General features: G+C 67.3%; 23 protein-coding genes. 22 read left to right on the top strand and 1 reads right to left on the bottom strand.

Annotation, left to right across the window (positions count from 1 at the left end):
• Window positions 1-2 precede the first annotated feature (2 nt).
• Genes OCGS_RS14155 through OCGS_RS14140 form a run of 4 tightly spaced genes read left to right on the top strand, consistent with a single transcriptional unit; the run spans window position 3 to window position 3840 of the window.
• On the top strand, window positions 3-668 hold the full coding sequence (locus tag OCGS_RS14155) for a 3-oxoacid CoA-transferase subunit A (RefSeq protein ID WP_007427939.1): 666 nt from the start codon (window positions 3-5) through the stop codon (window positions 666-668).
• Window positions 665-1300 (top strand): 3-oxoacid CoA-transferase subunit B, encoded by a 636-nt coding sequence (locus OCGS_RS14150; RefSeq protein ID WP_007427938.1) that lies wholly within the window; start codon window positions 665-667, stop codon window positions 1298-1300. Before OCGS_RS14155 ends, OCGS_RS14150 begins: the two co-directional genes overlap by 4 nt.
• A gap of 15 nt (window positions 1301-1315) precedes the next feature.
• Entirely contained in the window at window positions 1316-2119 is an 804-nt protein-coding gene (locus tag OCGS_RS14145) for a citryl-CoA lyase (protein ID WP_007427937.1), read from the top strand.
• 17 nt (window positions 2120-2136) lie between these two features.
• A complete protein-coding gene (locus OCGS_RS14140; RefSeq protein WP_007427936.1) occupies window positions 2137-3840 on the top strand; it encodes an acyl-CoA dehydrogenase family protein in 1704 nt (567 codons plus the stop codon).
• A gap of 52 nt (window positions 3841-3892) precedes the next feature.
• On the opposite strand, the gene OCGS_RS14135 is transcribed toward OCGS_RS14140, so the two are convergent.
• Window positions 3893-6376 carry a penicillin acylase family protein gene (locus tag OCGS_RS14135; RefSeq protein ID WP_007427935.1) on the bottom strand — a complete coding sequence of 828 codons (2484 nt, stop codon included), beginning with the start codon at window positions 6374-6376 and terminating at the stop codon, window positions 3893-3895.
• 171 nt (window positions 6377-6547) lie between these two features.
• Between OCGS_RS14135 and OCGS_RS14130 the strand changes: the two genes are divergently transcribed.
• The 18 genes from OCGS_RS14130 (at window position 6548) to OCGS_RS14045 (ending at window position 25507) form a co-directional block, all read left to right on the top strand.
• A complete protein-coding gene (locus OCGS_RS14130; RefSeq protein ID WP_007427934.1) occupies window positions 6548-6967 on the top strand; it encodes a CHRD domain-containing protein in 420 nt (139 codons plus the stop codon).
• Window positions 6968-7226: 259 nt separating this feature from the next.
• The gene (locus OCGS_RS14125; RefSeq protein ID WP_007427933.1) at window positions 7227-8234 is read left to right on the top strand and encodes a LacI family DNA-binding transcriptional regulator; all 1008 of its coding nucleotides are present in this window, start codon (window positions 7227-7229) and stop codon (window positions 8232-8234) included.
• A gap of 81 nt (window positions 8235-8315) precedes the next feature.
• Entirely contained in the window at window positions 8316-9641 is a 1326-nt protein-coding gene (locus OCGS_RS14120; RefSeq protein WP_007427932.1) for an ABC transporter substrate-binding protein, read from the top strand.
• Between the two features lie 80 nt (window positions 9642-9721).
• Window positions 9722-10594 carry a carbohydrate ABC transporter permease gene (locus tag OCGS_RS14115; protein WP_007427931.1) on the top strand — a complete coding sequence of 291 codons (873 nt, stop codon included), beginning with the start codon at window positions 9722-9724 and terminating at the stop codon, window positions 10592-10594.
• Between the two features lie 10 nt (window positions 10595-10604).
• On the top strand, window positions 10605-11435 hold the full coding sequence (locus OCGS_RS14110) for a carbohydrate ABC transporter permease (protein WP_007427930.1): 831 nt from the start codon (window positions 10605-10607) through the stop codon (window positions 11433-11435).
• Between the two features lie 9 nt (window positions 11436-11444).
• Window positions 11445-12449 (top strand): ABC transporter ATP-binding protein, encoded by a 1005-nt coding sequence (locus tag OCGS_RS14105; RefSeq protein ID WP_007427929.1) that lies wholly within the window; start codon window positions 11445-11447, stop codon window positions 12447-12449.
• The gene (locus tag OCGS_RS14100) at window positions 12446-13210 is read left to right on the top strand and encodes an L-iditol 2-dehydrogenase (protein WP_007427928.1); all 765 of its coding nucleotides are present in this window, start codon (window positions 12446-12448) and stop codon (window positions 13208-13210) included. The genes OCGS_RS14105 and OCGS_RS14100 overlap by 4 nt, the downstream gene beginning before the upstream one ends.
• Window positions 13198-14688: a mannitol dehydrogenase family protein gene (locus OCGS_RS14095; protein WP_007427927.1), complete on the top strand. Its 1491-nt coding sequence runs from the start codon at window positions 13198-13200 to the stop codon at window positions 14686-14688. Before OCGS_RS14100 ends, OCGS_RS14095 begins: the two co-directional genes overlap by 13 nt.
• Before the next feature lie 36 nt (window positions 14689-14724).
• Window positions 14725-16188, top strand: coding sequence for a xylulokinase (gene xylB, locus OCGS_RS14090; protein WP_007427926.1), 1464 nt, complete (start codon window positions 14725-14727; stop codon window positions 16186-16188).
• A 124-nt stretch (window positions 16189-16312) separates the two neighbouring features.
• On the top strand, window positions 16313-18598 hold the full coding sequence (locus OCGS_RS14085) for a bifunctional salicylyl-CoA 5-hydroxylase/oxidoreductase (protein ID WP_007427925.1): 2286 nt from the start codon (window positions 16313-16315) through the stop codon (window positions 18596-18598).
• The gene (locus tag OCGS_RS14080; protein ID WP_007427924.1) at window positions 18591-19331 is read left to right on the top strand and encodes an SDR family NAD(P)-dependent oxidoreductase; all 741 of its coding nucleotides are present in this window, start codon (window positions 18591-18593) and stop codon (window positions 19329-19331) included. The genes OCGS_RS14085 and OCGS_RS14080 overlap by 8 nt, the downstream gene beginning before the upstream one ends.
• Window positions 19328-19777, top strand: coding sequence for a MarR family winged helix-turn-helix transcriptional regulator (locus tag OCGS_RS14075; protein ID WP_007427923.1), 450 nt, complete (start codon window positions 19328-19330; stop codon window positions 19775-19777). The genes OCGS_RS14080 and OCGS_RS14075 overlap by 4 nt, the downstream gene beginning before the upstream one ends.
• Window positions 19774-20598, top strand: a complete 825-nt coding sequence (locus OCGS_RS14070) for an enoyl-CoA hydratase family protein (RefSeq protein WP_007427922.1) — start codon at window positions 19774-19776, stop codon at window positions 20596-20598. Before OCGS_RS14075 ends, OCGS_RS14070 begins: the two co-directional genes overlap by 4 nt.
• A 27-nt stretch (window positions 20599-20625) precedes the next feature.
• Window positions 20626-21783, top strand: a complete 1158-nt coding sequence (locus OCGS_RS14065; RefSeq protein WP_007427921.1) for an acyl-CoA dehydrogenase family protein — start codon at window positions 20626-20628, stop codon at window positions 21781-21783.
• A 31-nt stretch (window positions 21784-21814) separates the two neighbouring features.
• Entirely contained in the window at window positions 21815-22231 is a 417-nt protein-coding gene (locus OCGS_RS14060) for an acyl-CoA thioesterase (RefSeq protein WP_007427920.1), read from the top strand.
• Entirely contained in the window at window positions 22228-22650 is a 423-nt protein-coding gene (locus OCGS_RS14055; protein ID WP_007427919.1) for a RidA family protein, read from the top strand. The genes OCGS_RS14060 and OCGS_RS14055 overlap by 4 nt, the downstream gene beginning before the upstream one ends.
• The gene (locus OCGS_RS14050; protein WP_007427918.1) at window positions 22647-24278 is read left to right on the top strand and encodes an AMP-binding protein; all 1632 of its coding nucleotides are present in this window, start codon (window positions 22647-22649) and stop codon (window positions 24276-24278) included. Before OCGS_RS14055 ends, OCGS_RS14050 begins: the two co-directional genes overlap by 4 nt.
• An 89-nt stretch (window positions 24279-24367) precedes the next feature.
• On the top strand, window positions 24368-25507 hold the full coding sequence (locus OCGS_RS14045) for an ABC transporter substrate-binding protein (protein WP_007427917.1): 1140 nt from the start codon (window positions 24368-24370) through the stop codon (window positions 25505-25507).
• The last annotated feature ends 17 nt before the right edge of the window (window positions 25508-25524 follow it).

Below are 25524 nucleotides of genomic sequence, written 5' to 3'. Positions count from 1 at the left end.
GAATGGACAAGAGGGTCAAGACATTGCGCGATGCGGTTGCGCCGATCACCGAAGGGGCAAGCGTGATGATCGGCGGTTTCGGATCGTCGGGCATCCCCTTCGGGCTGATCGACGCGCTGCTGGACCAGGGAACCGGCGGGCTGACGGTCATCTCGAACAATGCAGGCGCGGGCGAGACGGGCATCGCCAAGCTGCTGAAGGCGGGGCAGGTGGCCAGGGTGATCTGTTCCTATCCCCGCTCGCCCGGTTCGATATGGTTCGAAAGGCGCTATGAGGCGGGCGAAATCGCGCTGGAGGTCGTTCCGCAAGGAACGCTGGCCGAACGTATCCGCGCCGCCGGGGCCGGCCTTGGCGGGTTCCTGACGCCGACGGGCTATGGCACGCTGCTTGCCGAAGGAAAGGAGACGCGGGTGATCGACGGCAAGGGCTATGTGTTCGAGCATCCGCTTCGGGCCGATTTCGCGCTGTTGCGGGCGGCCAGGGGCGATCGGTGGGGCAACCTGTCCTTCCACGGAACGGCGCGCAACTTCAATCCGGTCATGGCGATGGGCGCCGCCCATTCCATCGCCGAGGTGCGCGTGCTTTCGGATGCGCCGCTCGATCCCGAAACGGTAGTAACGCCCGGCATCTTCGTGCAGTCGGTCACGGAATACGGGGTGCGCCCATGAGACGCCTCGGCGACGCCGACCTTGCCGCGCGCGTGGCGCGGGACATTCCCGACGGGGCCTATGTGAACCTGGGCATCGGCAAGCCCACGCATGTTTCGGGCCACGTTCCCGAAGGACGCGAGGTGATCTATCATTCCGAGAACGGGATCATCGGCGTCGGGCCGGTCCCGCCCGAGGGGCAGGAAGACCCCGAGATGATCGACGCGTCGAAGCGGTTCATCACCGTCGCGCCCGGCGCCGCCTTCTTCGAGCATTGCGACAGTTTCGCAATGATGCGCGGGGGGCACATCGACATCGCCGTGCTGGGTGCCTATCAGGTCGCGCAGAACGGCGATCTGGCGAACTGGGCCACCGACGACGAACGCTATCCGCCCGCGGTCGGCGGGGCCATGGACCTGGTCGTCGGCGTTCCGACCATCTTCGTGATGATGCGGCACCAGAACCGCGACGGCAGCCCCAAGCTGCTGGAACGCTGCACGTTTCCGCTGACCGGGCTGGGCGTCGTCAACCGCGTCTTCACCGATCTGGCCGTTCTGGACGTGACGCCGGACGGCTTCCGCCTTGTCGATCTCACGCCCGGCAACGACCTGGCCGATGTGCAGGCCGTCACCGGCGCGACCATCCACACCTGACCGAAAGGGGGCCGCATGCCCAAGCGCAAGGACGACCTGACATCGGATATCGGCTGGAGCACGCCAGACCGCATCTCGGTGCGCGGTCTGGACCTGCCGTCCGAGATCCTGGGGCACATGAACCTGGGCGACATGGCGTTTCTGCTGACCGCCCATCGCCGGCCCACGCCCGAGGAATCGACGGTCTTCAACGCCATCGTGGTGACGCTGGTGGAACACGGGATCACCCCTTCGGCGATGGCCGCCCGGCTGACCTATATGGGCGCGCCCGAAGCGTTGCAGGCGGCCGTGGCGGCGGGGCTTTGCGGGCTGGGGACGGTCTTCGTCGGCTCGATGGAGGGCGCGGCGAAGATGCTTTACGAAGCCCTGCCCGAACCGGCAAGCGGCGACGCCGATCTGGACGGGATCGCCGACCGCACGGTGGCGGACTTCGCGGCGCGCGGCCAGATCGTTCCCGGTCTGGGCCATCCGCTTCACAAACCCGTCGATCCCCGCACGCCGCGCCTGTTCCAGATCGCCGCCGAGAACGGCAAGTCCGGGGCCTATGTCGATCTAATCCAGCGCATCCAGGTCCGGGCCGAGGAACGGCGCGGCAAGCCGCTGCCGATCAACGCGACAGGCGCCATCGGCGCGATCTGCTGCGAGTTCGGATTTCCCTGGCAGATCGTCCGCGGGTTCGGCGTGATGGCGCGCGCCATCGGGCTGGTGGGGCACCTTCTGGAAGAACGCACCGATCCCATCGCGTTCGAGCTGTGGCAGCGCACCGAAGAGGAAATCCTGAAGAACAACGGCCCGGCAGCCAAAAGCGCCAAGCCGTGAGCGCAGGGAGGAGCGATATGAGCGACATACCCGACAGCCGCGGGACCAATGCCTTCCGGTCGGATCCGGCTTTCGCCGCGCTGATGACGATCTATCTTCCGGACGATCTGCAAGGCACGATCCTGCCGCAACTCGATACGATGGGCGCGCTGGTGGGCGACCGGCTGGAGCGGCTGGCGCTGACCGCCGACGGCAATCCCCCGGTCCTTCACCCGCGCACCCGCACCGGCGCCGATGCCCCGCATGTCGAAAAGCACCCCGCTTACGAAGAAATGGAGCGCATCGCCTTCGGGCAGTTCGGGCTTGCCGCGATGTCGCATCGCGCCGGCGTCTTCGGTCATCCCGACCGTCTGCATCCGATGGCGAAATACGCGCTGGTCTACTTGTTCGTACAGGCGGAATTCGGCCTTTGCTGCCCCCTCAGCATGACGGATTCGCTGACGCGGACCTTGACGAAGTTCGGATCCGACGATCTGAAGGCGCGTCATCTCGACGCGCTGACCAGTCAGGACATGGACGATCTGTGCCAGGGCGCGATGTTCATGACCGAACAGGCCGCCGGATCGGATGTCGGGGCGACGACGACGATCGCGCGCGAACGGGACGGTCGCTGGCGCCTTTACGGCGACAAGTGGTTCTGTTCCAACCCGGATGCCGGGCTTGCCATGGTCCTTGCCCGGCCCGAGGGGCAGCAGGACGGCACGCGCGGCCTGTCGCTGTTCCTCCTGCCGCGCGACCTGCCCGACGGCAGCCGCAACGCCTGTCGGATCGTTCGGCTGAAGGACAAGCTGGGCACGCGGTCGATGGCGTCGGGCGAGATCGTGCTGGAGGGCGCCGAGGCCTGGCTGGTCGGGGAGGCGGGGCAGGGGTTCAAGCAGATGACGGACATGATCAACATGTCCCGTCTGGCGAACGGCGTCCGCAGCGCCGGTCTGATGCGCCGCGCCGCGTCCGAGGCGCTGTATATCGCGCGGCATCGCCGGGCTTTCGGTCAGCGGCTGATGGACATGCCGCTGATGCGACGCCAGCTTGCCAAGCTGGTCCTGCCCGCCGAGCAGGGGCGCAGCATGGTCTTTCACACCGCCCGCATCCTGCATGCCGCGGATTCGGGCGACGCCACCGCCGCGCGGGTGCTGCGTATCCTGACGCCGCTGATCAAGTTCCGCACCTGCCGCGACGCCCGCCAGGCCGCCGGGGACGGGATGGAGGTGCGGGGCGGCTGCGGCTATATCGAGGAATTCTCGGATGCCCGCATCCTGCGCGACGCGCATCTGGGGTCGATCTGGGAAGGCACCAGCAACATCGTCGCGCTGGATGTCGCCCGCGCCGCCATCCGGGCCGGGTCGCTGGCGGCGCTTGGCGGCTATCTTCGCGGATTGCTGGACGATATCGGCGCGCCCTTGGATGTCGAAATCCGCCTGGCGCTGGATCGGGCCGAGGCGCTGATGGCCGCTGTCGCCGATCGCCCCGACGAGGTGCGCCGCGCGGCGTCGGCGCTCTATCATGTGACGTCCGCGACCTTCCTCGCATGGGAATCGGCGCACTTGGCCGCCCGCTTCCCGCAGATCGCGGCCGACCGCGCGACGCTTGCGCGTACGGTGCTGAACCATCGCCTGTCGCCCCGCGATCCGCTGGCCATGCCCGAGCCGCCCGCCGATCTGACGGGCCTGCTGGACCGCGCCCGGATCGACACCCAGCCCCGCCCGCTGGCGGCCGAATAGCCGCCAGTGCCTTCGCGGGCGTCGGGCCGGCCTTGATCGTGGCTGATGGGTTTTACCTTTCCACGGTCAGCGTCCGGGTCGTGACGGTGTTCGCATCGACTTCGGCTTCGGTGAACCAGACGCGCTTGCGGGCCAGCGCCTGATATTCGGCAAGCTGGTCGCCATAGGTCGATGGCGTCGTGCCGTCAGGGGCGATGAAGCCGCTTTGGCCGGGCGGCACTGTCTCCCAAGCCTCGACGCCGCCTGGGGTGAAGACGATCATGTTGTTCTCGGTCCCGCGATTCATGGCGACCGGGCTTGTGACCTGCATCCGGGGCAGCGTCTGCGGGATGCCGCGGAAGTTCTTGTAGTTGAAACGGATGCCGGCAACCTTGCCCAGCCAATCCGCCAATTCCGGTCCGTGCGCGTCCGTCAGCCGTTCGCGCGCGGTATCGAGCGCGCGCAGCACGGCGCCGGTCGAATCGCCGCCGAATAGGTCGGGCCCGTCGCCCGACAGCGCGTGATGCACCACCTTCGTGCCCACTTGGATATTCTGGCCTGACCCCGTGAACGTGTCGGGGTTGGGATAGCCCGCCTGGGCGAAGATCGTCGCGTAGGGTTCGGGCAGCGTGTCGCTGAACGCCTGTTCCAGCAAGGCGCCGAGCCAAGCCTGCATTATGGCGGCGCCGGGATGATCGTAGCGCCCGTCGCCGTCGCGATCCTCGAGCATCCTGTTCCAGTCCGCCACCGCGTCGGCCATCGCGCGGCGCGGATCGTCATCGGACAGGTCCGCGACCGCCTGTTGCAGGAAGGGGATCATCGGGCCGGCATTCACGTCCTCGAAAGAGGCGCGATCGCTCACCACTTCCCATGCCTGCTGCGGTGTGAAGGTGTCGCTGCCGTCGAATGCGCGGTCCAGCACGCTGACCCGGTCGGCTGGCATCCACGAATACCAGTATTGATCCGGGTTCGGAAAACCCTCGGCCGGGCGGTTGTTCCAGTTGAGGATCCGGTGCGTCGAGGGGTTTAGGACCTGGGGATTGGTTTCGAACGGCATGATGCCCAGCCAGTCCATGTCCCCCTCGCCCGATACGGGCAGGCGTCCGTCATGCCCGTCGGCGCGCTTGGGATAGAAGCCGCCAAAGACATAGCCGATATTGCCCTGAGCATCCGCATAGTAGTGGTTCACGTTCACGGCCGAGTTCGCGACCGCCGCCCGGAAGGCGTCGAAATCCTGTGCCTTCATCAGCTCGACCCAGGCAGTCAGCGTGCCCAGTTCGTTGCCGCTCCAGGCGCGTTGCTGGGCGTAGGCCAGGTTGGCATCCTCGTCACGCGCCACGACCGGACCGTGCACCGTGCGATAGGCGGTGATCGTGACAGGCTCGCCCCCGTTCACGGCGATGGTCTGTTCGCTGGTCTCCATGTCTTTCCAGGCGCCGTCGTGGCGATATTGCGTCGGGTCGTCGGGATTGAGCGTTTCGATGAAGATATCGACCTGATCGCCCGCGGCCCAGGTCGAGCCCCAGGCGATCTGTCCGTTATGGGCGAACATGACACCGGGATAGCCGAAGGCGGTATTGCCGGCCACGTCGAAGCCCGCGCCGTGCAGACCGACGGACCAGGTATAGGCCGGTCGATACCAGCCGAATTGCGGCCCGTTGATCAACACCGCACGCGCACCGTCCAGCCGTTCCGGCCCCAGGATGGCAAGGTTAGACGCCGCTTCGAGCCGAAGGGCGGCCGGCCCGCCTTCGCGAAGCGCGCGCAGATTGGCCGCACGCCAGTCGCGACGCGGCACCGTCCCGTCGATACCGGCAAATTCGGGCGGCGGGGGCGCTGCCTGGCGCAGAACCTCGTCGCTGATCGCGCCTTGCCGGATCGGACGAAGGTCGGCATCGGGGCTGTCGCGAAGGGCCGGATCCCAGTCGCCGGCCGGGATGGTGGTGGGTGCGCCATTGACGGACCGGGCAAGCAACGCATCGAAGATCCGCGCGCCTTCGTCCTCGCCGTGCATGTCGATCAGGCCCTGCCGGATGCGCGCATTCTCGATCTCGGTGTTGAAATCGCCGAAGCGGTAGATCATCGACCCGATGAACACCATCGCCACGTCATGGGCCGTCCATTCCTCGGGCTCGGCGTCGTGGACGGTATATTCCAGCGGCATCAACGCCGCCGGATCGGCCCTGACCTCGGCGATCCAGGCGTTGATCCCGGCAGCGTATCCTTCAAGCAGATCGCGCGTCTCGGCGCTGGCGTCGGCGATCTGATCCTGGACAAACCACGGCCAGTAGTTGCTGCGGATTTGCTCGTCGAACTCCACAAAGTCGGGGCCGAGTACCGCTGCCACTTCCCCCGTCCCGGTCCGTCGCGCCATGTCGAGCGAAAAGAGACGGTCCTGCGCGATGGCATGGCCGTAGCCGTAAAAAAGATCGTATGTGTTGTCGGCATAGATATGCGCGGCGCCGTATCCGTCGCGTTTGATCGTCACCTCGCCGGCGGATGCCATCGTCGCCGTGAAAAGTGCCGTTCCCGCCAGTGCAAAGCCACGGATCGCCATTTGGTCGCCCCTCCATATCCTGTCTCCGGCAGGGTGGGGCGTTGCTATCGCCACGTCAACCGGAAGTAGCCGCCCGTTCCGTGACGGTGCGGATCGCAGCGCAGGCGGGGAACTTTCCGCCGCAGTGCCTGTTCGATCGCTCACATGCCGGTTGCACAAGGAGTGCCGCAAATGTCCCTGCCGAAACTCACCACCATGGCCGCCGCGATCGCGATGCTGGCCGCGCCTGCCTTTGCCGAGCAGATGATGTTCACCGCCGACCTGACGCCAGGCGCCGAGGTTCCGCCGACCGACAGTTCGGGCAGCGGCAGTGCCGATGTCACCGTCGATACCGACGCGATGACGGTGTCCTGGACGACGACGGTCGAGGGGCTGACAGGCGATCCGGTCGCCGCGCACATGCACGGACCCGCCGAAGAGGGCGAGAACGCGCCGCCCGTCATCGACATGTCGGACAACCTGATGGAAGGCAGCGCCGACATCACCGAAGAGCAGATCGGCCAGCTTCAGGACGGCCTGCTTTATGTGAATGTCCACACCGCGCAGTATCCCGACGGGGAAGTCCGCGGACAGCTCAAGGCTGCTGAATAAGACCAGACGGACCGCCCCGACGCGGGGGCGGTCCGCAGCGGCCCCCATAACGCGGTGCCCTGTCGGCCCGCCACCTTGCGCATCCGGGCCCGACAACCAAGGTAATGGTGTCGGCGATTTCCCAAGGCAGCGGTGTTCTGAGACGGGGGACGGCCCGGCGGGAAAACCATCCTTCGTTTGACCGTCCTGCAAACCCCCCTTAGAGTTATCGCGCGTAAAGCTGATCGGGGCGGCGATGCAGGTGAGACGGGTTCGCACGATGGAAGAGTTTGCGGCGGCCAGCGGGATCTCGCGGCCGACGGTGTCCAAGTATTTCCAGGATCCCGCCAGCGTCCGGCCCGCGACGCGCATGCGGATCGAGGACGCCTTGGAGCGGTTGGAATACCGCCCCAACATCTATGCCATCAACCAGAACCGGCGTCTGACCAAGAATATCGGCATCGTCGTGCCGCTGCTGGCCGACCCGTTCTTCGGCAAGATCGCCCGCACCATCGAGGATCTGTGCGGCGGCGCGGGCTTTCGCCCCATCTTGCTGAGTTCGAACGGAGAGCGTGAGCGCGAGATCGAGAATCTGGAGACGCTTCGATCGTTGAAACCGGCGGGCGCGCTGATTGCGCCGCTTGGCCGGATGTCCGACAGGCAGGCGGTGGCGGAGTTTGCGGCGGAAGTGCCCACGGTGCTGTTCGACAGCAACTTTCCGGGCGTGGGGGCCGCGTTCGTCGGCCTCGACGTCGAGGCGTCCGTTCGTCTTATGGTCGAGTATCTGTGCGCCAGCGGCGAGCCACCGTGCCTGTTCGAGATGGCCGATCCGCCAAACCCCAATGCCCGCCGCCGTCGCGCCGCCTATGAGGCGGCAATGGGGGCGCTCGGTCACGCGCCCATGGTGATTCCGGTCGCCGGAAAGGGCTGGAATTTCGAGGAAATCGGCCATCGCGAGGGTACGGCGCTGTTGACGCGCAAGGCGCTGCCTTCCGAAACGGTGCTGTGCAGCAACGACCGTCTGGCCATCGGGTTTCTGGCGGCGGCCTATCAGCGGGGCCTGCGGGTGGGGATCGGCGACGGATGCGCGATGCGGGTCGCCGGGATCGACGATCACCCTTTCGCCCGCTACACCTGTCCGTCGCTCACCACCATCGCGCAGGATTACGACCGCATCGCCGCCAGCAGCGTCGATGCCCTGCTGGCGGCTGTCGAGGATACGGAAAGCGCCGGGGTCCGCGAGGAGCTGACCTTCGAAGGCCGGATGGTGCTGCGCGCGTCGGCATAGCTTTACGCGCGTAAAGAAATTCGTTGACAGGTATGGGGCGTTCATGCGGTGATGACGCCGGAAAGCATCAGGGAGGAAACGATGCATCTGAAAACCGCACTTCGTGGGGCGACCGCCCTGTCCGTCTGCATCGCCGCCGGGGCCGCGACGGCCCAGGATACCACGCTAACCATCGCCACCGTGAATAACGGCGACATGATCCGCATGCAGGCGCTGGCGGACGATTTCACCAGCCGGCACCCCGGCATCGCGCTCGACTGGGTGGTGCTGGAGGAGAACGTGCTGCGCCAGCGCGTCACCACCGACATCGCCACGCAGGGCGGGCAGTACGACGTGATGACGATCGGCACCTACGAGGTTCCGATCTGGGCGGCGCAGGGGTGGCTGGAACCGCTGTCGGACCTGCCGGCCGAGTATGACGTCGACGACCTGACGCCGTCGATCCGCACGGCGCTGACCTATGAGGACACGCTCTATGCCGCGCCGTTCTACGGCGAATCGGCGATGGTCATGTATCGCACCGACCTTGCCCAAGAGGCGGGCGTCGAGATTCCGGCAGAACCGACCTGGCAGGACATCATGGCCGCCGCCGAGGCGATGACCGACCGTGAGAACGAGGTCTATGGCATCTGCCTGCGCGGCAAGCCCGGCTGGGGCGAGAACATGGCGTTCCTGACGGCGATGGCCAACAGCTATGGCGCGCGGTGGTTCGACATGGATTGGCAGCCGCAATTCGACAGTTCCGAATGGCAGGCGGCGGTCAGCGACTACATCACGATGATGACCGAATACGGCCCTCCAGGCGCGTCGGCCAACGGGTTCAACGAAAATCTGGCGCTGTTCCAGCAGGGCAAGTGCGGCATGTGGATCGACGCCACCGTCGCCGCGTCGTTCGTTACCAACCCGGACGATTCCGCCGTGGCCGACAGCGTCGGCTATGCGATGTTTCCCAGCAAGGACGGCGTCGACAATCGCGGCAACTGGCTGTGGGCATGGAGCCTGGCGATACCCGAATCGTCCGACGCCAAGGACGCCGCCAAGCAGTTCGTGGCATGGGCGACCGGCCGGGATTACACGCAGCTTGTCGCCGACCGGGACGGCTGGCGCGCCGCCCCTCCGGGCACGCGCACGTCGCTTTACCAGAATGCCGACTATCAGGCGGCCGCGCCCTTTGCCGAAATGACGTTGAAGGCGATGGAAGCTGCGACGCCAGACACGCCTTCGGCGCAGGAAACGCCCTATACCGGCGGTCAGGTCGTCGCGATCCCCGAATTCCAAGGCATCGGCACGGCGGTCGGACAGGTCTTCTCGGCCGCGCTGGCGGGGCAGATGGACGCCGATCAGGCGTTGCAGAACGCCCAGCAACTGACCCAGCGCGAAATGCAGCGTGCCGGTTACATCCAGTGACCTGACCTGTCGCGGGCCGGCAATCCGGCCCGCGACAAACCCCAACCGCGACAAACCCGGACCGCAGAGGGAGAAGCAAGATGGCGACCCAGCATTCGCGCGCCGCGGCCCGCCTGATGATCTCGCCGGCCGTGGTCGTGCTGCTGCTGTGGATGATCGTGCCGCTGGCGCTGACGCTCTACTTCTCGACCCTGCGCTACAATCTGCTGATGCCGGGGGCGAACCCCTTCGTCGGTCTGGAGAATTATCGCTATTTCTTCACCGATCCCGCCTTCACCACGGCGCTGGTCAATACGCTGCTGCTGGTGGGCGGCGTGCTGGTGATCACTGTCGGCGGCGGCATCGCGCTGGCGCTGCTGCTGGATCAGGAAATGTTCGGGCAGGGCATCGTCCGTCTGCTGGTGATCGCGCCGTTCTTCGTCATGCCCACCGTTTCGGCGCTGGTCTGGAAGAACATGTTCATGGACCCCGTGAACGGCCTTTTCGGCTATATTGCACGGGCCTTCGGGGCGCAGCCGTTCGAATGGCTGACGGCGGCGCCGCTTTTCTCGATCATCCTGATCGTGTCGTGGCAATGGCTGCCGTTCGCCACGCTGATCCTGCTGACCGCGATCCAGTCCCTGTCGAGCGAGCAACTGGAGGCCGCCGAGATGGACGGCGCGGGGTTCGGCAGCAAGTTCCTGTGGATCATCCTGCCGCATCTGGCGCGGGCGATCACCGTGGTCATCCTGATCCAGACGATCTTTCTTCTGTCGATCTTCGCCGAGATCCTGGTGACGACCGGCGGCGGGCCGGGGGTGGCATCGACCAACCTGACCTACCTCGTCTATATCCAGTCGCTTTTGCAGTTCGATGTCGGTCTGGGATCGGCAGGCGGCGTGGTCGCCATCGTCCTTGCCAACATCGTCGCCATCTTCCTGATGCGGATGATCGGCAAGAACCTCGACGCCTGAGGAGAAGCGGATGGCACGCGCAGTCACGACAAGACGCAAGGCGGTGAACACCGCGATCGCCTGGACGATCGGGCTTTTGATCTTCTTCCCGATCCTCTGGACGTTCCTGACCAGCTTCAAGACCGAGGCCGAAGCGATCTCGTCGCCGCCCGCGTTCCTGTTCTTCGACTGGACGCTGGAGAATTACGGCGCCGTGCAGGAACGCTCGAACTATTTCCGGCACTTCATGAACTCGGTGGTGATCTCGATCGGCTCGACGGTGATCGGCCTGATCATTGCCGTGCCCGCGGCCTGGGCGATGGCCTTCGTGCCGGGCAGGCAGACCAGGAACGTGTTGATGTGGATGCTGTCGACCAAGATGCTGCCGCCGGTCGGGGTGCTGGTGCCGATCTATCTGATCTTCCGCGATTTCGGCCTTCTCGATACCCGCACGGGTCTGGTGATCGTGCTGACGCTGATCAACCTGCCGATCATCGTCTGGATGCTTTACACGTATTTCCGCGAGATTCCGGGCGAGATCCTTGAAGCCGCGCGGATGGACGGCGCCAGCCTGCGGAACGAGATCATCCATGTGCTGACGCCGATGGCCGTGCCGGGCATCGCCTCGACGTTGCTGCTCAACGTCATTCTGGCGTGGAACGAGGCGTTCTGGACGCTGAACCTGACGGCCGCCAATGCCGCGCCGCTGACCGCGTTCATCGCCAGCTATTCCAGTCCCGAAGGGCTGTTCTACGCCAAGCTGTCGGCGGCCTCGACCATGGCGATCGCGCCGATCCTGATCATCGGGTGGTTCAGCCAGAAGCAACTGGTCCGGGGCCTGACCTTCGGCGCCGTGAAATAGGGGAAAGACATGGGACGCATCGTTCTGAACGGCGTGCGAAAGGCCTTTGGCGAGGTCGAGGTGATCCCGCCGCTCGACCTGACCATCGAGGACGGCGAATTCGTGGTCTTCGTCGGCCCGTCCGGCTGCGGCAAGTCCACACTTCTGCGTTTGATCGCCGGGCTCGAGGACGTGACCGGCGGCGAAATCTCGATCGACGGGCGCGACGCGACCGAACTGCCCCCCGCCAAGCGGGGCCTTGCGATGGTCTTTCAATCCTATGCGCTTTACCCGCACATGTCGGTCCGCAAGAACATCGCCTTTCCGATGCGCATGGCGGGCCTGCCCGAGGGCGAGCAGAAGCGCCGGATCGAGGCGGCGGCTAAGGCGCTGAACCTCACCGACTATCTGGACCGCCGGCCGGGCCAGCTTTCGGGCGGCCAACGCCAGCGCGTCGCCATCGGCCGGGCCATCGTGCGCGAACCCTCGGCGTTCCTGTTCGACGAGCCGCTGTCGAACCTCGACGCGGCGCTGCGCGTCGGGATGCGCATGGAGATCGGCGAACTGCACAAGTCGCTGGCGACGACGATGGTCTATGTCACCCACGATCAGGTCGAGGCGATGACAATGGCCGACAAGATCGTCGTTCTGCGCGCCGGCCGGATCGAGCAGGTCGGCACCCCGCTGGAGCTTTACCGCACCCCGCACAACCTGTTCGTCGCGGGGTTCATCGGGTCGCCCACCATGAACCTGATCGGCGGCGCCGAGGCCGAGCGGCACGGCGCCCGCACCATCGGGGTGCGCCCCGAACACATCGCGTCGGGCAGCCCGGACGGCGCGCCCTGGGTCGGCACCGTGGGATTGTCCGAGCATCTGGGGTCGGACACGTTCCTTTACGTTCACGGAACCGGGCTGGCGGAAACCGTCACCGTCCGCGCCGACGGCGAGGTGCCGCTGCGGCATGGCGACCGCGTGGGGCTGACGCCGAACCCCGACCGTATTCATCGTTTCGACGCAGAAGGATCAAGGCTATGAGGCTTCAGGGCAAGACCGCGCTGGTCACGGGGGCCGCGCGCGGGATCGGCCGCGCCTTCGCCGAGGCGTATATCCGCGAAGGCGCGCGCGTCGTCGTGGCCGATATCGACGAGGCCGGCCTTTCCGCCACCGCCCGCGACATCGGCGCCATCCCCGTCGTCATGGACGTGACCGACCAAGGCAGCATCGACGCGGGCATCGCCGCCGCGGACGAGGCGTCGGGCGGTATCGACATCCTCGTCAACAATGCGGCCATCTTCACCGCCGATGCCATCGTGGACATAAGCCGCGCTGATTACGACAGCGTCTTCGCCGTCAATGTCGCGGGCACGCTGTTCACCATGCAGGCCGTGGCGCGGGGCATGATCGCGCGCGGCCGGGGCGGCAAGATCATCAACATGGCCTCGCAGGCGGGGCGTCGGGGCGAACCGCTGGTCGCGGTCTATTGCGCCAGCAAGGCGGCGGTCATCTCGCTTACCCAGTCGGCGGGGCTGAACCTGATCGCACACGGCATCAACGTGAACGCCATCGCGCCGGGTGTCGTGGAGGGCGAGCATTGGGAAGGCGTCGATGCCGAATTCGCCCGGCTGGAAGGTCTGGCGCCCGGCCAGAAGAAGGCCGCCGTCGGGGCGGGCGTCCCCTTCGGCCGGATGGCGCGCGCGGACGATCTGACCGGCATGGCGATCTTTCTGGCCTCGGCCGAATCCGACTATGTGGTCGCGCAATGCTATAACGTGGATGGCGGCCAATGGATGAGCTGACGCTCGCGCCGCTTTCGAACGCCACGCTTGCGCGATTGCCAGACGGCGTGCTGCGGCCCCGCTACGACCGCGCAGCCATCGGCCCCGGCATCGTCCATGTCGGCGTCGGCAATTTCCATCGCGCCCATCAGGCGTGGTATCTGCACCGGCTGATGCAGGACGGCAAGGCGCTGGACTGGGGCATCGTTGGCGGCGGGGTGCGCGCCGCCGATGCGGGAATGCGCGCACGGCTTGCCGCGCAGGACAACCTGACGACGCTGATCCAGCTCGACCCCGACGAAGGCCGCGTCGAGGTCACGGGAAGCATGATCGCCTTCGCCGAGGTGGCCGAGACGGGGCACGCACCGCTGGTCGCCGCGATGGCCGATCCGCGCATCCGCATCGTGTCATTGACCGTGACCGAAGGCGGATATTACCGCGATGCCGGCGGCGCGCTGAATGCGGATCATCCCGACATCCGCCACGACGCCGCGCATCTCGACACGCCGCGCACCGCCTTCGGGGCCATGATCGCCGCCTTGCGCCGCCGCCGCGCGGCCGGTGACGCGGGCTTCACCTGCCTGAGCTGCGACAACCTTCAGGGCAACGGCGACGTGTTGCAGGGCGCGGTCCTCGGGCTGGCCCGCATGCAGGATCCCGCCCTTGCCGACTGGATCGCCGCCAACACGGCCTTTCCCAATTCCATGGTGGATTGCATCGTGCCTGCCACCGGCCCGCGCGAACGGGCGATGGCGGCGGCGGCCGGCATCGACGACGCGGCCCCGGTGACGCACGAACGCTTCCGCCAATGGGTGATCGAGGACCGCTTTCCGACGGGCCGCCCCGAATGGGAAGCCGCGGGCGCGACGCTTGCCGACGACGTTCATGCCTACGAGACGATGAAGATCCGGCTGCTGAACGCAGGGCACCAGATCCTCGCCAATGCCGGCGAGCTTCTGTCGCTCGACAGTATCGCGGATTGCATGGCGCACCGAGATGTCGCGGCGCTGTTGCGCACCGTTCTGTCCCGCGAGGTGGCCCCCCATGTCGCGCCGGTGCCCGGCCGGACGCCCCAGCAATACCTCGATCTGATCTCGGGCCGTTTCGCCAATCCGCTGATTCACGATACCGTGCGCCGCGTCGCCTTCGACGGCACCGCGCGGCATGCCACCTTCGTTCTGCCGACGATCCGCGACGCGCTTGCGGCCGGCGCGCCGCTGGACGGGCTGGCCCTGACCGAGGCGCTTTGGGCGCGGATGTGCGCCGGCACCCGCGAGGACGGAACGGCGATAGAGCCGAACGATCCGCATTGGGACGCCCGCCACCGCAACGCAGAAGCGGCCCGGACCCACCCGCAGATCTGGCTGGCGCAGGACGAGGTGTATGGCGACCTGGCGGACGCGCCGCGCTTCGAGCAAAGCTTTTCGCGCTGGCTGCGGACGATCTGGTGCGATGGCAGCGCTGCTGCGATCCGGGGCTATCTGGAAGCTCCGGCCTGAAGTCGCAGCCGCCCCGCAGACAGGAGCCGCCGGGACATGAGCTATCTGGGCATCGATCTGGGAACGTCGGGGCTGCGCGCGCTTCTGGTGGGCGACGATGGCAGGCCGATCGGGGCTGCCGAAAGGCAATACACGGCGCATCACCCCCATTCGGGATGGAGCAAACAGGATCCCGCCGACTGGATCGCCGCGTTGGAGGGGGCGGTCGCGGATCTGCGGCACGCCTATCGCGCCTTTGCGGGCCTCAAGGGCATCGGCGTGGCGGGGCACCTGCACGGCGCGACGCTGCTCGATGCTGCCGATCGGGTGATCCGGCCCTGCATCCTGTGGAACGACACCCGGTCGCATGTCGAAGCCGCCGAACTCGATGCGATGGACGGCGTGCGGCAGGTGTCGGGCAACATCGTCTTTCCCGGCTTCACCGCGCCCAAGCTGGTCTGGGTCCGCCGCCACGAATCCGAACATTTCCGCCGCATCGCCAAGGTTCTGCTGCCTGCCGCCTTCCTCAACCTGTATCTGACCGGCCGGCATGTCGCCGACATGTCCGACAGCGCCGGCACGGCCTGGCTGGATGTCGGCGGGCGCGACTGGTCGGATGCGCTTCTCGCAGCCGGTCACATGCGGCGCGAACAGATGCCGCGCCTTGTCGAGGGATGCGACAAGGCCGGCGATCTGCGGGCCGATCTTCGGCAGCGCTGGGGCATCGCGGGGACCGTGATCGTGGCGGGCGGCGCCGGCGACAACGCGGCCGCGGCCTGCGGCATCGGGGCGCTTGGCGAGGGGCAGGGGTTTCTGTCGCTGGGCACGTCCGGCGTTCTTCTGGCGGCCCGCGATGCGTATCGGCCGGATCCCGGTTCGGCTTTGCACACCTTCTGCCACGCCGTGCCCGGACGGTGGTATCAGATGGGCGTCATGCTTTCGGCGACGGACAACCTGAACTGGCTGGCGGCCATCGCAGGCGTGCAGCCCCCCGATCTTGTCGCAAGCCTGGGCGAAACCCTGATCGCGCCGGGCCGGGTGCGGTTCCTGCCCTATCTGTCAGGCGAGCGGACGCCGCATAACGATGCCGCGATCCGCGCCAGCTTTACCGGGCTGGGACGCGATACCGGCCGCGCCGACCTGACCCGCGCCGTGCTGGAAGGCGTCGCCTTCGGGCTGCGGGACAGTCACGAGGCGCTGAAGGCTACCGGCGCGACCCTGTCCCGCCTGACCGCCATCGGCGGCGGCACCCGGTCGCGCTATTGGCTGCGGCTGATCGCGACGGTGCTGGACACCCCTCTCGACCTGCCGGCGGACGGCGCGTTCGGCGCAGCCCTTGGGGCCGCGCGGCTGGGCATCCTTGCCGCGACCGGCGACGATCCGGGCACCGTCCTGACCCGGCCCAAGATACGCGAACGGATCGACCCCGATCCGACGAAGTCCGCAGCGTTCGACGATGCTTATGCGGCCTTCCGGCACGCCTATCCCGCCATCCGCGCGATCCAGCAGGCGGCACCCTGACATCCGCCGCAGGCCGGTCCTGAAAATGCGTATGCGCCGAATTTCAAGCTTGAAGCATTGGGGCTTCCATGCCACCGTTCGCTGATCCCGCTTGTCGGGAAAGGCGCGTCAGGGAAGGGTCTGGATGAAGGTCGTCTGTCTCGGCGGTGGTCCTGCGGGTCTTTATTTCGCCATTTCGATGAAGCTGCGCGATCCGTCCCACCAGGTCACGCTGGTCGAGCGGAACAGGGCCGCCGACACCTTTGGCTGGGGGGTGGTGCTGTCGGACGACGCGCTGGGGCGGATGCAGACCAACGATCCCGTTTCGACCGAAGCGATCCGCGCCAGCTTCAGCTATTGGGACGACATCGCCGTCGTCAAGGACGGGGTGCGCACCGTATCGGGCGGGCACGGCTTTGCCGGGATCGGACGCAAGCGGATGCTGACGCTGCTGCAAGACCGCGCGGCGGAGCTGGGCGTCGATCTGCGTTTCGAGACCGAGTTCGACAGCACCGAAGCCTATCGCCGCGACCATGACCTTGTGGTCGCCGCCGACGGCATCAACAGCCGCGTGCGCACCGAATACGCCGATGTCTTCAAGCCCGATATCGACACGCGGCTGTGCAAGTTCGTCTGGCTGGGCACGCATCAGAAGTTCGACGACGCCTTCACCTTCATCTTCGAGAAGACGGATGCCGGCTGGCTCTGGGCGCATGTCTATCAGTTCGACGAAAACACCGCGACCTTCATCGTCGAGACCACGCAGCAGGTCTGGGACCGCATGGGGTTCGCGCGGATGACCAAGTCCGAGACGGTCGAGACCTGCCGCAAGGTGTTCGAGCGTCACCTGGGCGGCCACGACCTGATGTCGAACGCGGCGCATCTGCGCGGATCGGCGGTCTGGATGAATTTCCCCCGCGTGATCTGCGAACGATGGTATCACGACAATATCGTGCTGATGGGCGACGCCGCGGCCACGGGGCATTTTTCCATCGGGTCGGGCACGCGGCTGGCCATCGACAGCGCCATCGCGCTGGCCGACTATCTGCACAGCGAACCGACGCTGGAGCAGGCGTTCCAGCGGTATCAGGACGAACGGCGGCTCGAGGTTCTGCGCCTGCAATCGGCGGCGCGCAACAGTCTGGAATGGTTCGAGGAGGTGGAGCGTTACCTCGGCTTCGATCCGGTGCAGTTCAACTATTCCCTGCTGACCCGCAGCCAGCGCATCGGCCACGAGAATCTGCGCCTGCGCGACCCCGACTGGCTGCGCCGGGCCGAGGACTGGTTTCAGGAACAGGCGGGCGGCCGGCCGGGCCGCGCGCCGATGTTCGCGCCCTTCACCTTGGGCGACATGCGCCTGAAGAACCGCATCGTCGTCTCGCCCATGGCGCAATACAAGGCCGTGGACGGCACCCCGACCGATTGGCATCTGGTCCATTACGGCGAACGCGCCAAGGGCGGCGCGGGTCTGGTCTATACCGAGATGACCTGCGTTTCGCCCGAGGGCCGGATCACGCCGGGCTGTCCGGGCCTCTATGCGCCCGAACACGAAGCCGCCTGGACGCGGATCGTGAATTTCATCCATGCCGAGACGGACGCCAGGGTGTGCTGCCAGATCGGCCATTCGGGCCGCAAGGGCAGCACGAATATCGGCTGGGAAGGGATGGACAAGCCGCTGGCGCGGGGCAACTGGCCGCTCATGTCCGCCAGCGCGATCCCCTGGGCCGAGGGCAGCGATACGCCCAGGGCGATGGACCGTGCCGACATGGATACGGTGCGCGAGCAGTTCGTCGCGGCAACCGAGATGGCCGCGCGCTGCGGCTTCGACATGATCGAGCTGCACGCCGCCCACGGCTATCTGATCGCCAGCTTCCTGTCGCCCGCCACCAACATCCGCGGTGACGATTATGGCGGTTCTCTTGAAAATCGGCTGCGCTGGCCGCTCGAGGTGTTCCGTGCCATGCGCGCCGTCTGGCCAGCGGGCAAGCCGATGTCGGTGCGGATCAGCGCCCATGACTGGCTGGACGCGAACGGCGTCACCCCGCAGGAGGCCGTCGAGATCGCGCGCGCCTTCCACGAAGCGGGCGCCGACATCATCGACGTGTCCGCCGGACAGACCAGCCCCGAGGCCAGACCCGTCTATGGCCGCATGTTCCAGACGCCGTTCAGCGACCGCATCCGCAACGAGCTGCACGTTCCGACCATGGCCGTGGGCAACATCTATGAACCCGACCACGTCAATTCGATCCTGATGGCAGGGCGGGCGGATCTGGTCTGCCTGGCCCGGCCGCATCTGGCGGACCCTTACTGGACGCTGCATGCCGCGACGGCGCTCGGCGACGAGGGCACGCAATGGCCCAAACCCTATGCCGCCGGCGGCGATCAGGCGAGGCGTCTGCGCGAGCGCGAGCAGGAGACGATCCGTGCCTGATCTGGCGGGGCATACGGTGCTTGTCACCGGCGGCGGCACCGGGGCGGGCGCGGACCTGGCGCGCGGTTTCGCCGAAGCAGGCGCGCGCGTCGTCATCGCCGGGCGCAGGCGCGCCCCGCTGGAGGATGTGGCCGCGCGCATCGGCGCCATGCCCGTCGTCGCGGACGTGACCGACGAGGGGTCCGTCGCGGCGCTGTTCGACGCCGCCGGGCCTGTCGATATCGTCGTGGCCAATGCGGGCGCGTCGGACAGCGCGCTGCTGACCAGGACCGGCCTTGCCCAGTGGAACGCCATGCTGGCGGTGAACCTGACCGGCGTGTTCCTGACCTTTCGCGAAGGGCTGCGGCGGATGGATGGCTGGGGGCGTCTGATCGCCGTCGCCTCGACCGCCGGGCTGAAGGGCTATGCCTATGCCGCGCCCTATGCTGCGGCCAAACACGGCGCGGTCGGGCTGATCCGAAGCCTTGCGCTGGAAGTCGCCCGCCGTCCGGTGACGGCGAACGCGCTGTGTCCGGGGTTTCTGGACACCGACATGACCGACCGCTCGGTAGCCACCATCGCCGAAACGACGGGCCGATCCCCGTCCGAGGCGCTGGAGGCGCTGAAAGCGGCGAACCCGCAGCGGCGGCTGATCGCCCCGGCCGAGGTCACGGCGGCGGCCTTGTGGCTTTGCGCGCCGGGATCGGAAGGCATCAACGGACAGGCCATCGCCATAGCAGGGGGCGAGATATGAGCGACGCCATCGCCAAGCGCCGTCTGCGGCTGTGGATCCGCATGCTGGGCGTCACGCGTTTCGTCGAGGCGGGATTGCGGGATTACCTGCGGCGCGAACACGGCACCTCGTTGCCGCGTTTCGACGTGATGGCGGCGCTTTGGCGGCGCGGGGTGCCGGTGGCGATGGGCGAGCTGAGCCGCATGCTGCTGGTGTCGAACGGCAACGCCACCGACGTGGTGGGCCGACTGGAAGGCGAGGGGCTGGTCGTCCGAAGCCCCTGCGACCGCGACCGCCGGACGGTGCGGGTGGCGCTGACCGACCGGGGCCGCGCGACTTTCGAAACCATGGCGGCGGGGCACGAACGGGAACTGAACCGGATGCTGGGCGCGCTGGACGAAGGCGATCTGGATGCGATGCGCGACGGGCTGCGCAAGGTCGGCCCGAAACGGGAGGCGAGGGCATGAGTCTGAACGCGACGCGCATGGCGGACCTGACGCCGCGGCATTTCCTGTGGCACGCGGCGGACGGGATCGCCACGATCCGACTGAACCGACCCGAGCGCAAGAACCCGCTGACCTTCGACAGCTATGCCGAACTGCGCGACACGTTCCGCGCGCTGGCCTATGCCGCGGATGTGGACGCGGTGGTGCTGGCCTCGAACGGCGGCAATTTTTCGTCGGGCGGGGACGTGCACGACATCATCGGACCGCTGGTCGGGATGGACATGAAGGATCTGCTGGCCTTCACCCGGATGACCGGCGATCTGGTCAAGGCGATGATCGGCTGCGGCAAGCCCATCGTCGCCGCGGTGGACGGGGTCTGCGTGGGCGCGGGGGCGATCATGGCCATGGCGTCCGATTTGCGGCTGGCCAGCCATGACGCGACCTGCGCCTTCCTGTTCACGCGCGTGGGCCTTGCGGGATGCGACATGGGCGCCTGCGCGATGCTGCCGCGCATCGTCGGGCAGGGCCGCGCGGCCGAGCTGCTTTATACCGGGCGCAGCATGCGCGCCGAGGAAGGGGCGGCCTGGGGGTTCTGGAACGCGCTGCATCCCGCCGGCGAACTTGAGGACGCGGCGATGGTGCTGGCACGGCGGATCGCCGACGGGCCGACCTTCGCGCATGGCATCACCAAGACGCAGTTGAACCAGGAATGGAACATGGGTCTGGAACAGGCGATCGAGGCCGAGGCGCAGGCGCAGGCCATCTGCATGCAGACCCGCGATTTCGAACGCGCCTACAACGCCTTCGTGGCGAAGGAACGGCCGGTTTTCTCCGGCGACTGAACGACGAACGGGGATTGCGACGCGCCTATGGATCACACCTTCCTGCACTGGCCCTTCTTCGAGGACCGCCACCGCGACCTGGCGGCGGCGCTGGACGATTGGGCCGGGACGGAACTGCGCCATGTCGATCACGCCGACACCGATACCGCCTGCCGCGATCTGGTGGCGCGGCTGGGGCAGGGCGGCTGGCTGCGCCATACCGGCGCGGCCGAGGGCGAGGCGCTGGACGTGCGCAGCCTGTGCCTGATCCGCGAAACGCTGGCGCGCCATGACGGGCTGGCCGATTTCGCCTTTGCGATGCAGGGGCTGGGGATGGGCGCGGTCAGCCTATTCGGCAGCGCGTCGCAACGCGAATGGCTGGCGCGGACGCGGGCCGGTCGGGCCATCGCGGGGTTCGCGCTGACGGAACCGGGGGCCGGATCGGACGTGGCCGCGACCGCCACCACGGCCCGGCGCGACGGCGGCGACTGGGTGCTGGACGGCGAGAAGACCTATATCTCGAACGGCGGCATCGCCGACATCTATACGATCATCGCCCGCACGGGCGAGGCGCCGGGTGCGAAGGGGTTGTCGGCCTTCCTGCTGCCTGCCGACACGCCGGGGCTGGAGGTCGCCGCCCGGATCGAGGTCATGGCCCCGCATCCCCTGGCGCATCTGCGGTTGACAGGGGTGCGCCTGCCCGCCGACGCGCTGATCGGACAGGCGGGCGGGGGCTTCAGGATCGCCATGTCGGTGCTGGACGTGTTCCGCGCGACGGTCGGGGCGGCGGCGCTGGGATTCGCGCGCCGCGCGCTGGACGAGGCGCTGGTGCGCGTGCAGCGGCCGCGCGCGGATGGCGGCACGCTTGCGCGGTTGCAGATGGTGCAGGGGCATCTGGCCGACATGGCGCTGAAGGTCGATGCGGCGGCACTGCTGGTTTATCGCGCCGCCTGGACCAAGGACCGCGGCGCCCCCCGCGTCAGCCGCGAGGCGGCGATGGCCAAGCTTTACGCGACCGAGGCCGCGCAGCAGGTTGTCGATCTGGCGGTGCAGCTTCATGGCGGCGACGGCGTGAAAACGGGCGAGATCGTCGAAAGCCTCTATCGCGAGGTGCGCGCGCTGCGCATCTATGAAGGGGCCAGCGACGTGCAGCGCGTGGTGATCGCGCGCGCGGTGCTGGAAGCGGCGGAAGGGACGGGGCGATGACGGATTCAGACAAGGCGGGGGCCGGTGCCTGATGCCCTATAGCCGCCCCTTCGGGATCGAGTTCAACCATTGCGACCCGGCAGGGATCGTCTTCTATCCGCGCTATCTGGAAATGGTGAACCACATGGCGGAAAACTTCTTCGCCGATGTTGTGGGTCATGGCTATGCCCAAATGATCGCCGACGGCAACGGCTGCCCCACCGTCCGGCTGGAGGTGGATTTTCGCGCGCCGTCCCGGCTGGGCGAGCGGTTGACGCTGACCTTGCGGGTGACGGCCGTGGGGCGATCCAGTCTGGATCTGACGGTGGCCGGACGCGGCCCGGCGGACGACCTGCGTTTCAGGGCGGCCAAGCGCATCGTCTGGATCGGACCCGACAAGCGCGCCGCCCCCTGGCCCGACCGCATCCGCGACAGGCTGACCGAGAGCATAGAGGAGGACGACGGATGAGCGGCACCCCCCACGACATCCTGCAACCCGACGGCTGGGCCTCCGCCATCGGCTATGCGAACGGCGTCGTCGCTGAGGGGCGGCAGGTGTTTCTGGGCGGGCTGGTCGGCTGGGACGCGCAGCAGCAATGGCAGACCGACGATCTGGTGGGTCAGGTGGACCGCATCCTCGCCAGTATCGTCACGCTTCTGGCCGAGGCGGGCGGCAGGCCCGAACATCTGGTTCGGCTGACGTGGTATATCGTCGACAAGCGCGATTACCTGGCCAACGCGCGCGAAATCGGGCGCGCCTATCGCAGGCATCTGGGCAAGCACTTTCCGGCGATGGCGCTAGTGCAGGTCGCCGACCTGCTGGAAGATCGCGCCAAGGTCGAGATCGAGGCCACGGCCGTCATCCCGGCAGAGGAGCGGGGCCAGTGAACGACGCCCTGGGCCCTTCGGGGCACATCGACAGCTTCGCCCGCGACAACCTGCCCCCCGCGGGTCTGTGGCCCGAATTGCGGCTGGGCACCTTCCGTTATCCCGAATGGCTGAACGTGGGGCACGAGCTGACCGATGCGATGGTCGCGCGGGGTTTCGGGGACAACGTCGCGCTGATCGGCAACGGGCGGCAGCGCACCTACAAGGAACTGTCGGACTGGACCAACCGCATCGCCCATGCCCTGGTCGAGGATTACGGCGTCAGGCCCGGCAACCGCGTGCTGATCCGATCGGCCAACAACCCCGCCATGGTGGCCTGCTGGCTGGCCGCGACCAAGGCGGGGGCGGTGGTGGTCAACACCATGCCGATGCTGCGCGCGGGCGAGCTGGGCAGGATCGTGGACAAGGCGCAGGTGACGCTGGCGCTGTGCGATACGCGGCTGACGGAGGAGATGACGGCCTGCGCGCAGGCATCCGGCATCCTCGACACGGTGGTGGGCTTCGACGGGTCCGCCAACCACGACGCCGAGCTGGACCGCGCGGCCCTGGGCAAGCCGGTGCGGTTCGAGGCGGCCCGCACCGGGCGCGACGACGTGGCGCTGCTGGGCTTCACCAGCGGCACCACGGGCACGCCCAAGGCCACCATGCACTTTCACCGCGACATCCTGATCATCGCCGACGCCTATGCGCGCGAGGTTCTGGACGTGCGGCCCGACGACGTGTTCGTGGGCAGCCCGCCGCTGGCCTTCACCTTCGGACTGGGCGGGCTGGCGGTGTTTCCATTGCGCTTCGGCGCCGCCGCCTGCCTGCTGGAAAACGCCACGCCCCCAAACATGGTCGAGATCATCCAGAAGTATCGCGCCACGATCTGCTTCACCGCCCCCACCGCCTATCGCGCGATGCTCAACGCGATGGAGGCGGGCGCCGATCTGGGCAGCCTGCGCGCGGCCGTTTCCGCGGGCGAAACGCTGCCCGCGCCGGTCTACGAGGATTGGCGCGCCAAGACCGGGCGGCCGATGCTGGACGGCATCGGTTCGACCGAAATGCTGCACATCTTCATCACTAACCGTTTCGACGACCACCATCCCGCCTGCACGGGCCGCACGCTTGCCGGATACGAGGCGCGCATCGTCGACGACGACATGCACGAGGTGCCGCGCGGCACCGTCGGGCGGCTGGCGGTCAAGGGGCCGGTCGGCTGCCGCTATCTGGCCGACGAGGACCGGCAGCGCGACTATGTGCGCGACGGCTGGAACCTGACCGGCGACGTGTTCAGCCAGGACGAGAACGGGCGCTTTCACTTCGCCGCGCGCACCGACGGGATGATCCTGTCGGCGGGCTACAACATCGCCGGACCCGAGGTCGAGGCCGCGCTGCTGTCGCATCCGGCGGTCGCGGAATGCGCGGTCATCGCCGCGCCGGACGCCGAACGCGGGCATATCGTGCAGGCGCATGTCGTCCTGCAACCCGGACACGAACGCGACCGCGCGATGGTCCATGACCTGCAAAACCATGTGAAGCGCACGATAGCGCCGTTCAAGTATCCGCGCAGCGTCGTCTTCACCGACGCGCTGCCCAAGACCGAAAGCGGCAAGAACCAGCGCTTCCGCCTGAAGGACGGGGCATGACGGCGACGAACCGGACTTCACGACAAGACGGCCGCGCAAGGCCGCCGCGACACGAACGGCCCATGATGGCCCAACAAGGAGGACGATCCATGAGATACACCCTGACCCTTGCCATGGCGGCGCTGCTGGCGGCGCCCGCGATGGCCGACCCGATCAAGGTCGGCATGATCACCACGCTGTCGGGCGGCGGCGCGGGCCTTGGCGTCGATACGCGCGACGGCTTCGATCTGGCGATGAAGCTGGCGGGCGACGCCGCCGTCGACATCACCGTCATCACCGAGGACGATCAGCAGAAACCCGATGTCGCCGTGCAGATCGCCGACCGGATGATCCAGTCGGAGGAGGTGGACATCCTGACCGGGATCGTCTGGTCGAACCTTGCCATGGCGGTGGTTCCGGCCGCGGTCCAGCAGGGCAAGTTCTATCTGTCCACCAACGCGGCCCCCTCGGCGCTGGCAGGCGCGCAGTGTCACGAGGATTACTTCTCGCTCAGCTATCAAAACGACAACTTTCACGAGGCCGCGGGCCAGGCGGCGACCGATGCCGGTTACGAAAACATGGTCATCATGGCGCCGAACTATCCGGCCGGAAAGGACGCGCTGACCGGCTTCAAGCGCTTCTACGAGGGCGAGGTCGCGTCCGAAATCTTTACCCAGGTCGGACAGACCGACTATGCCGCCGAGATCGCGCAGATCCGCGACGCGGATGCCGACGCGGTGTTCTTCTTCCTGCCGGGCGGCATGGGGATCAGCTTTCTCAAGCAGTATTCGGGGTCGGGCGTGACCACGCCGCTGATCGGCCCCGCCTTCAGCTTCAGCCAGGACATCCTGCCCGCAGCGGGCGATGCGGCCCTTGGCATCAGGAACACGGCAAGCTGGTCGCCCGACCTCGACAACGAGGCCAACAAGACCTTCGTGGATGCGTTCAAGGCGGAATACGGGCGTCTGCCCTCGGTCTATGCCGCGCAGGGTTACGACACCGCCAACCTGATCCTGTCGGCCGTCGCCACGGCCGATATCGCCGACCGCGATGCATTCCGCGACGCGCTGATGGCGGCGGACTTTCCCACCGTGCGCGGCAAGTTCCGCTTCGGGCCGAACCGGCATCCGATCCAGGATCTCTATCTGCGCGAGGTGGTCAGGCTGGACGATGGCACCCTGACGAACCGGATCGTGGACACCGCCATGACCGACCGCGGCGACGCCTACGCGGCCGATTGCACGAACTGATGCCGGCGCGGGGGCGC

Origin of the sequence: Oceaniovalibus guishaninsula JLT2003 (assembly GCF_000299575.1) — a bacterium.
Classification (GTDB): Bacteria; Pseudomonadota; Alphaproteobacteria; order Rhodobacterales; family Rhodobacteraceae; genus Palleronia; species Palleronia guishaninsula.
This window is presented reverse-complemented; position numbering and strand designations above follow the sequence as displayed.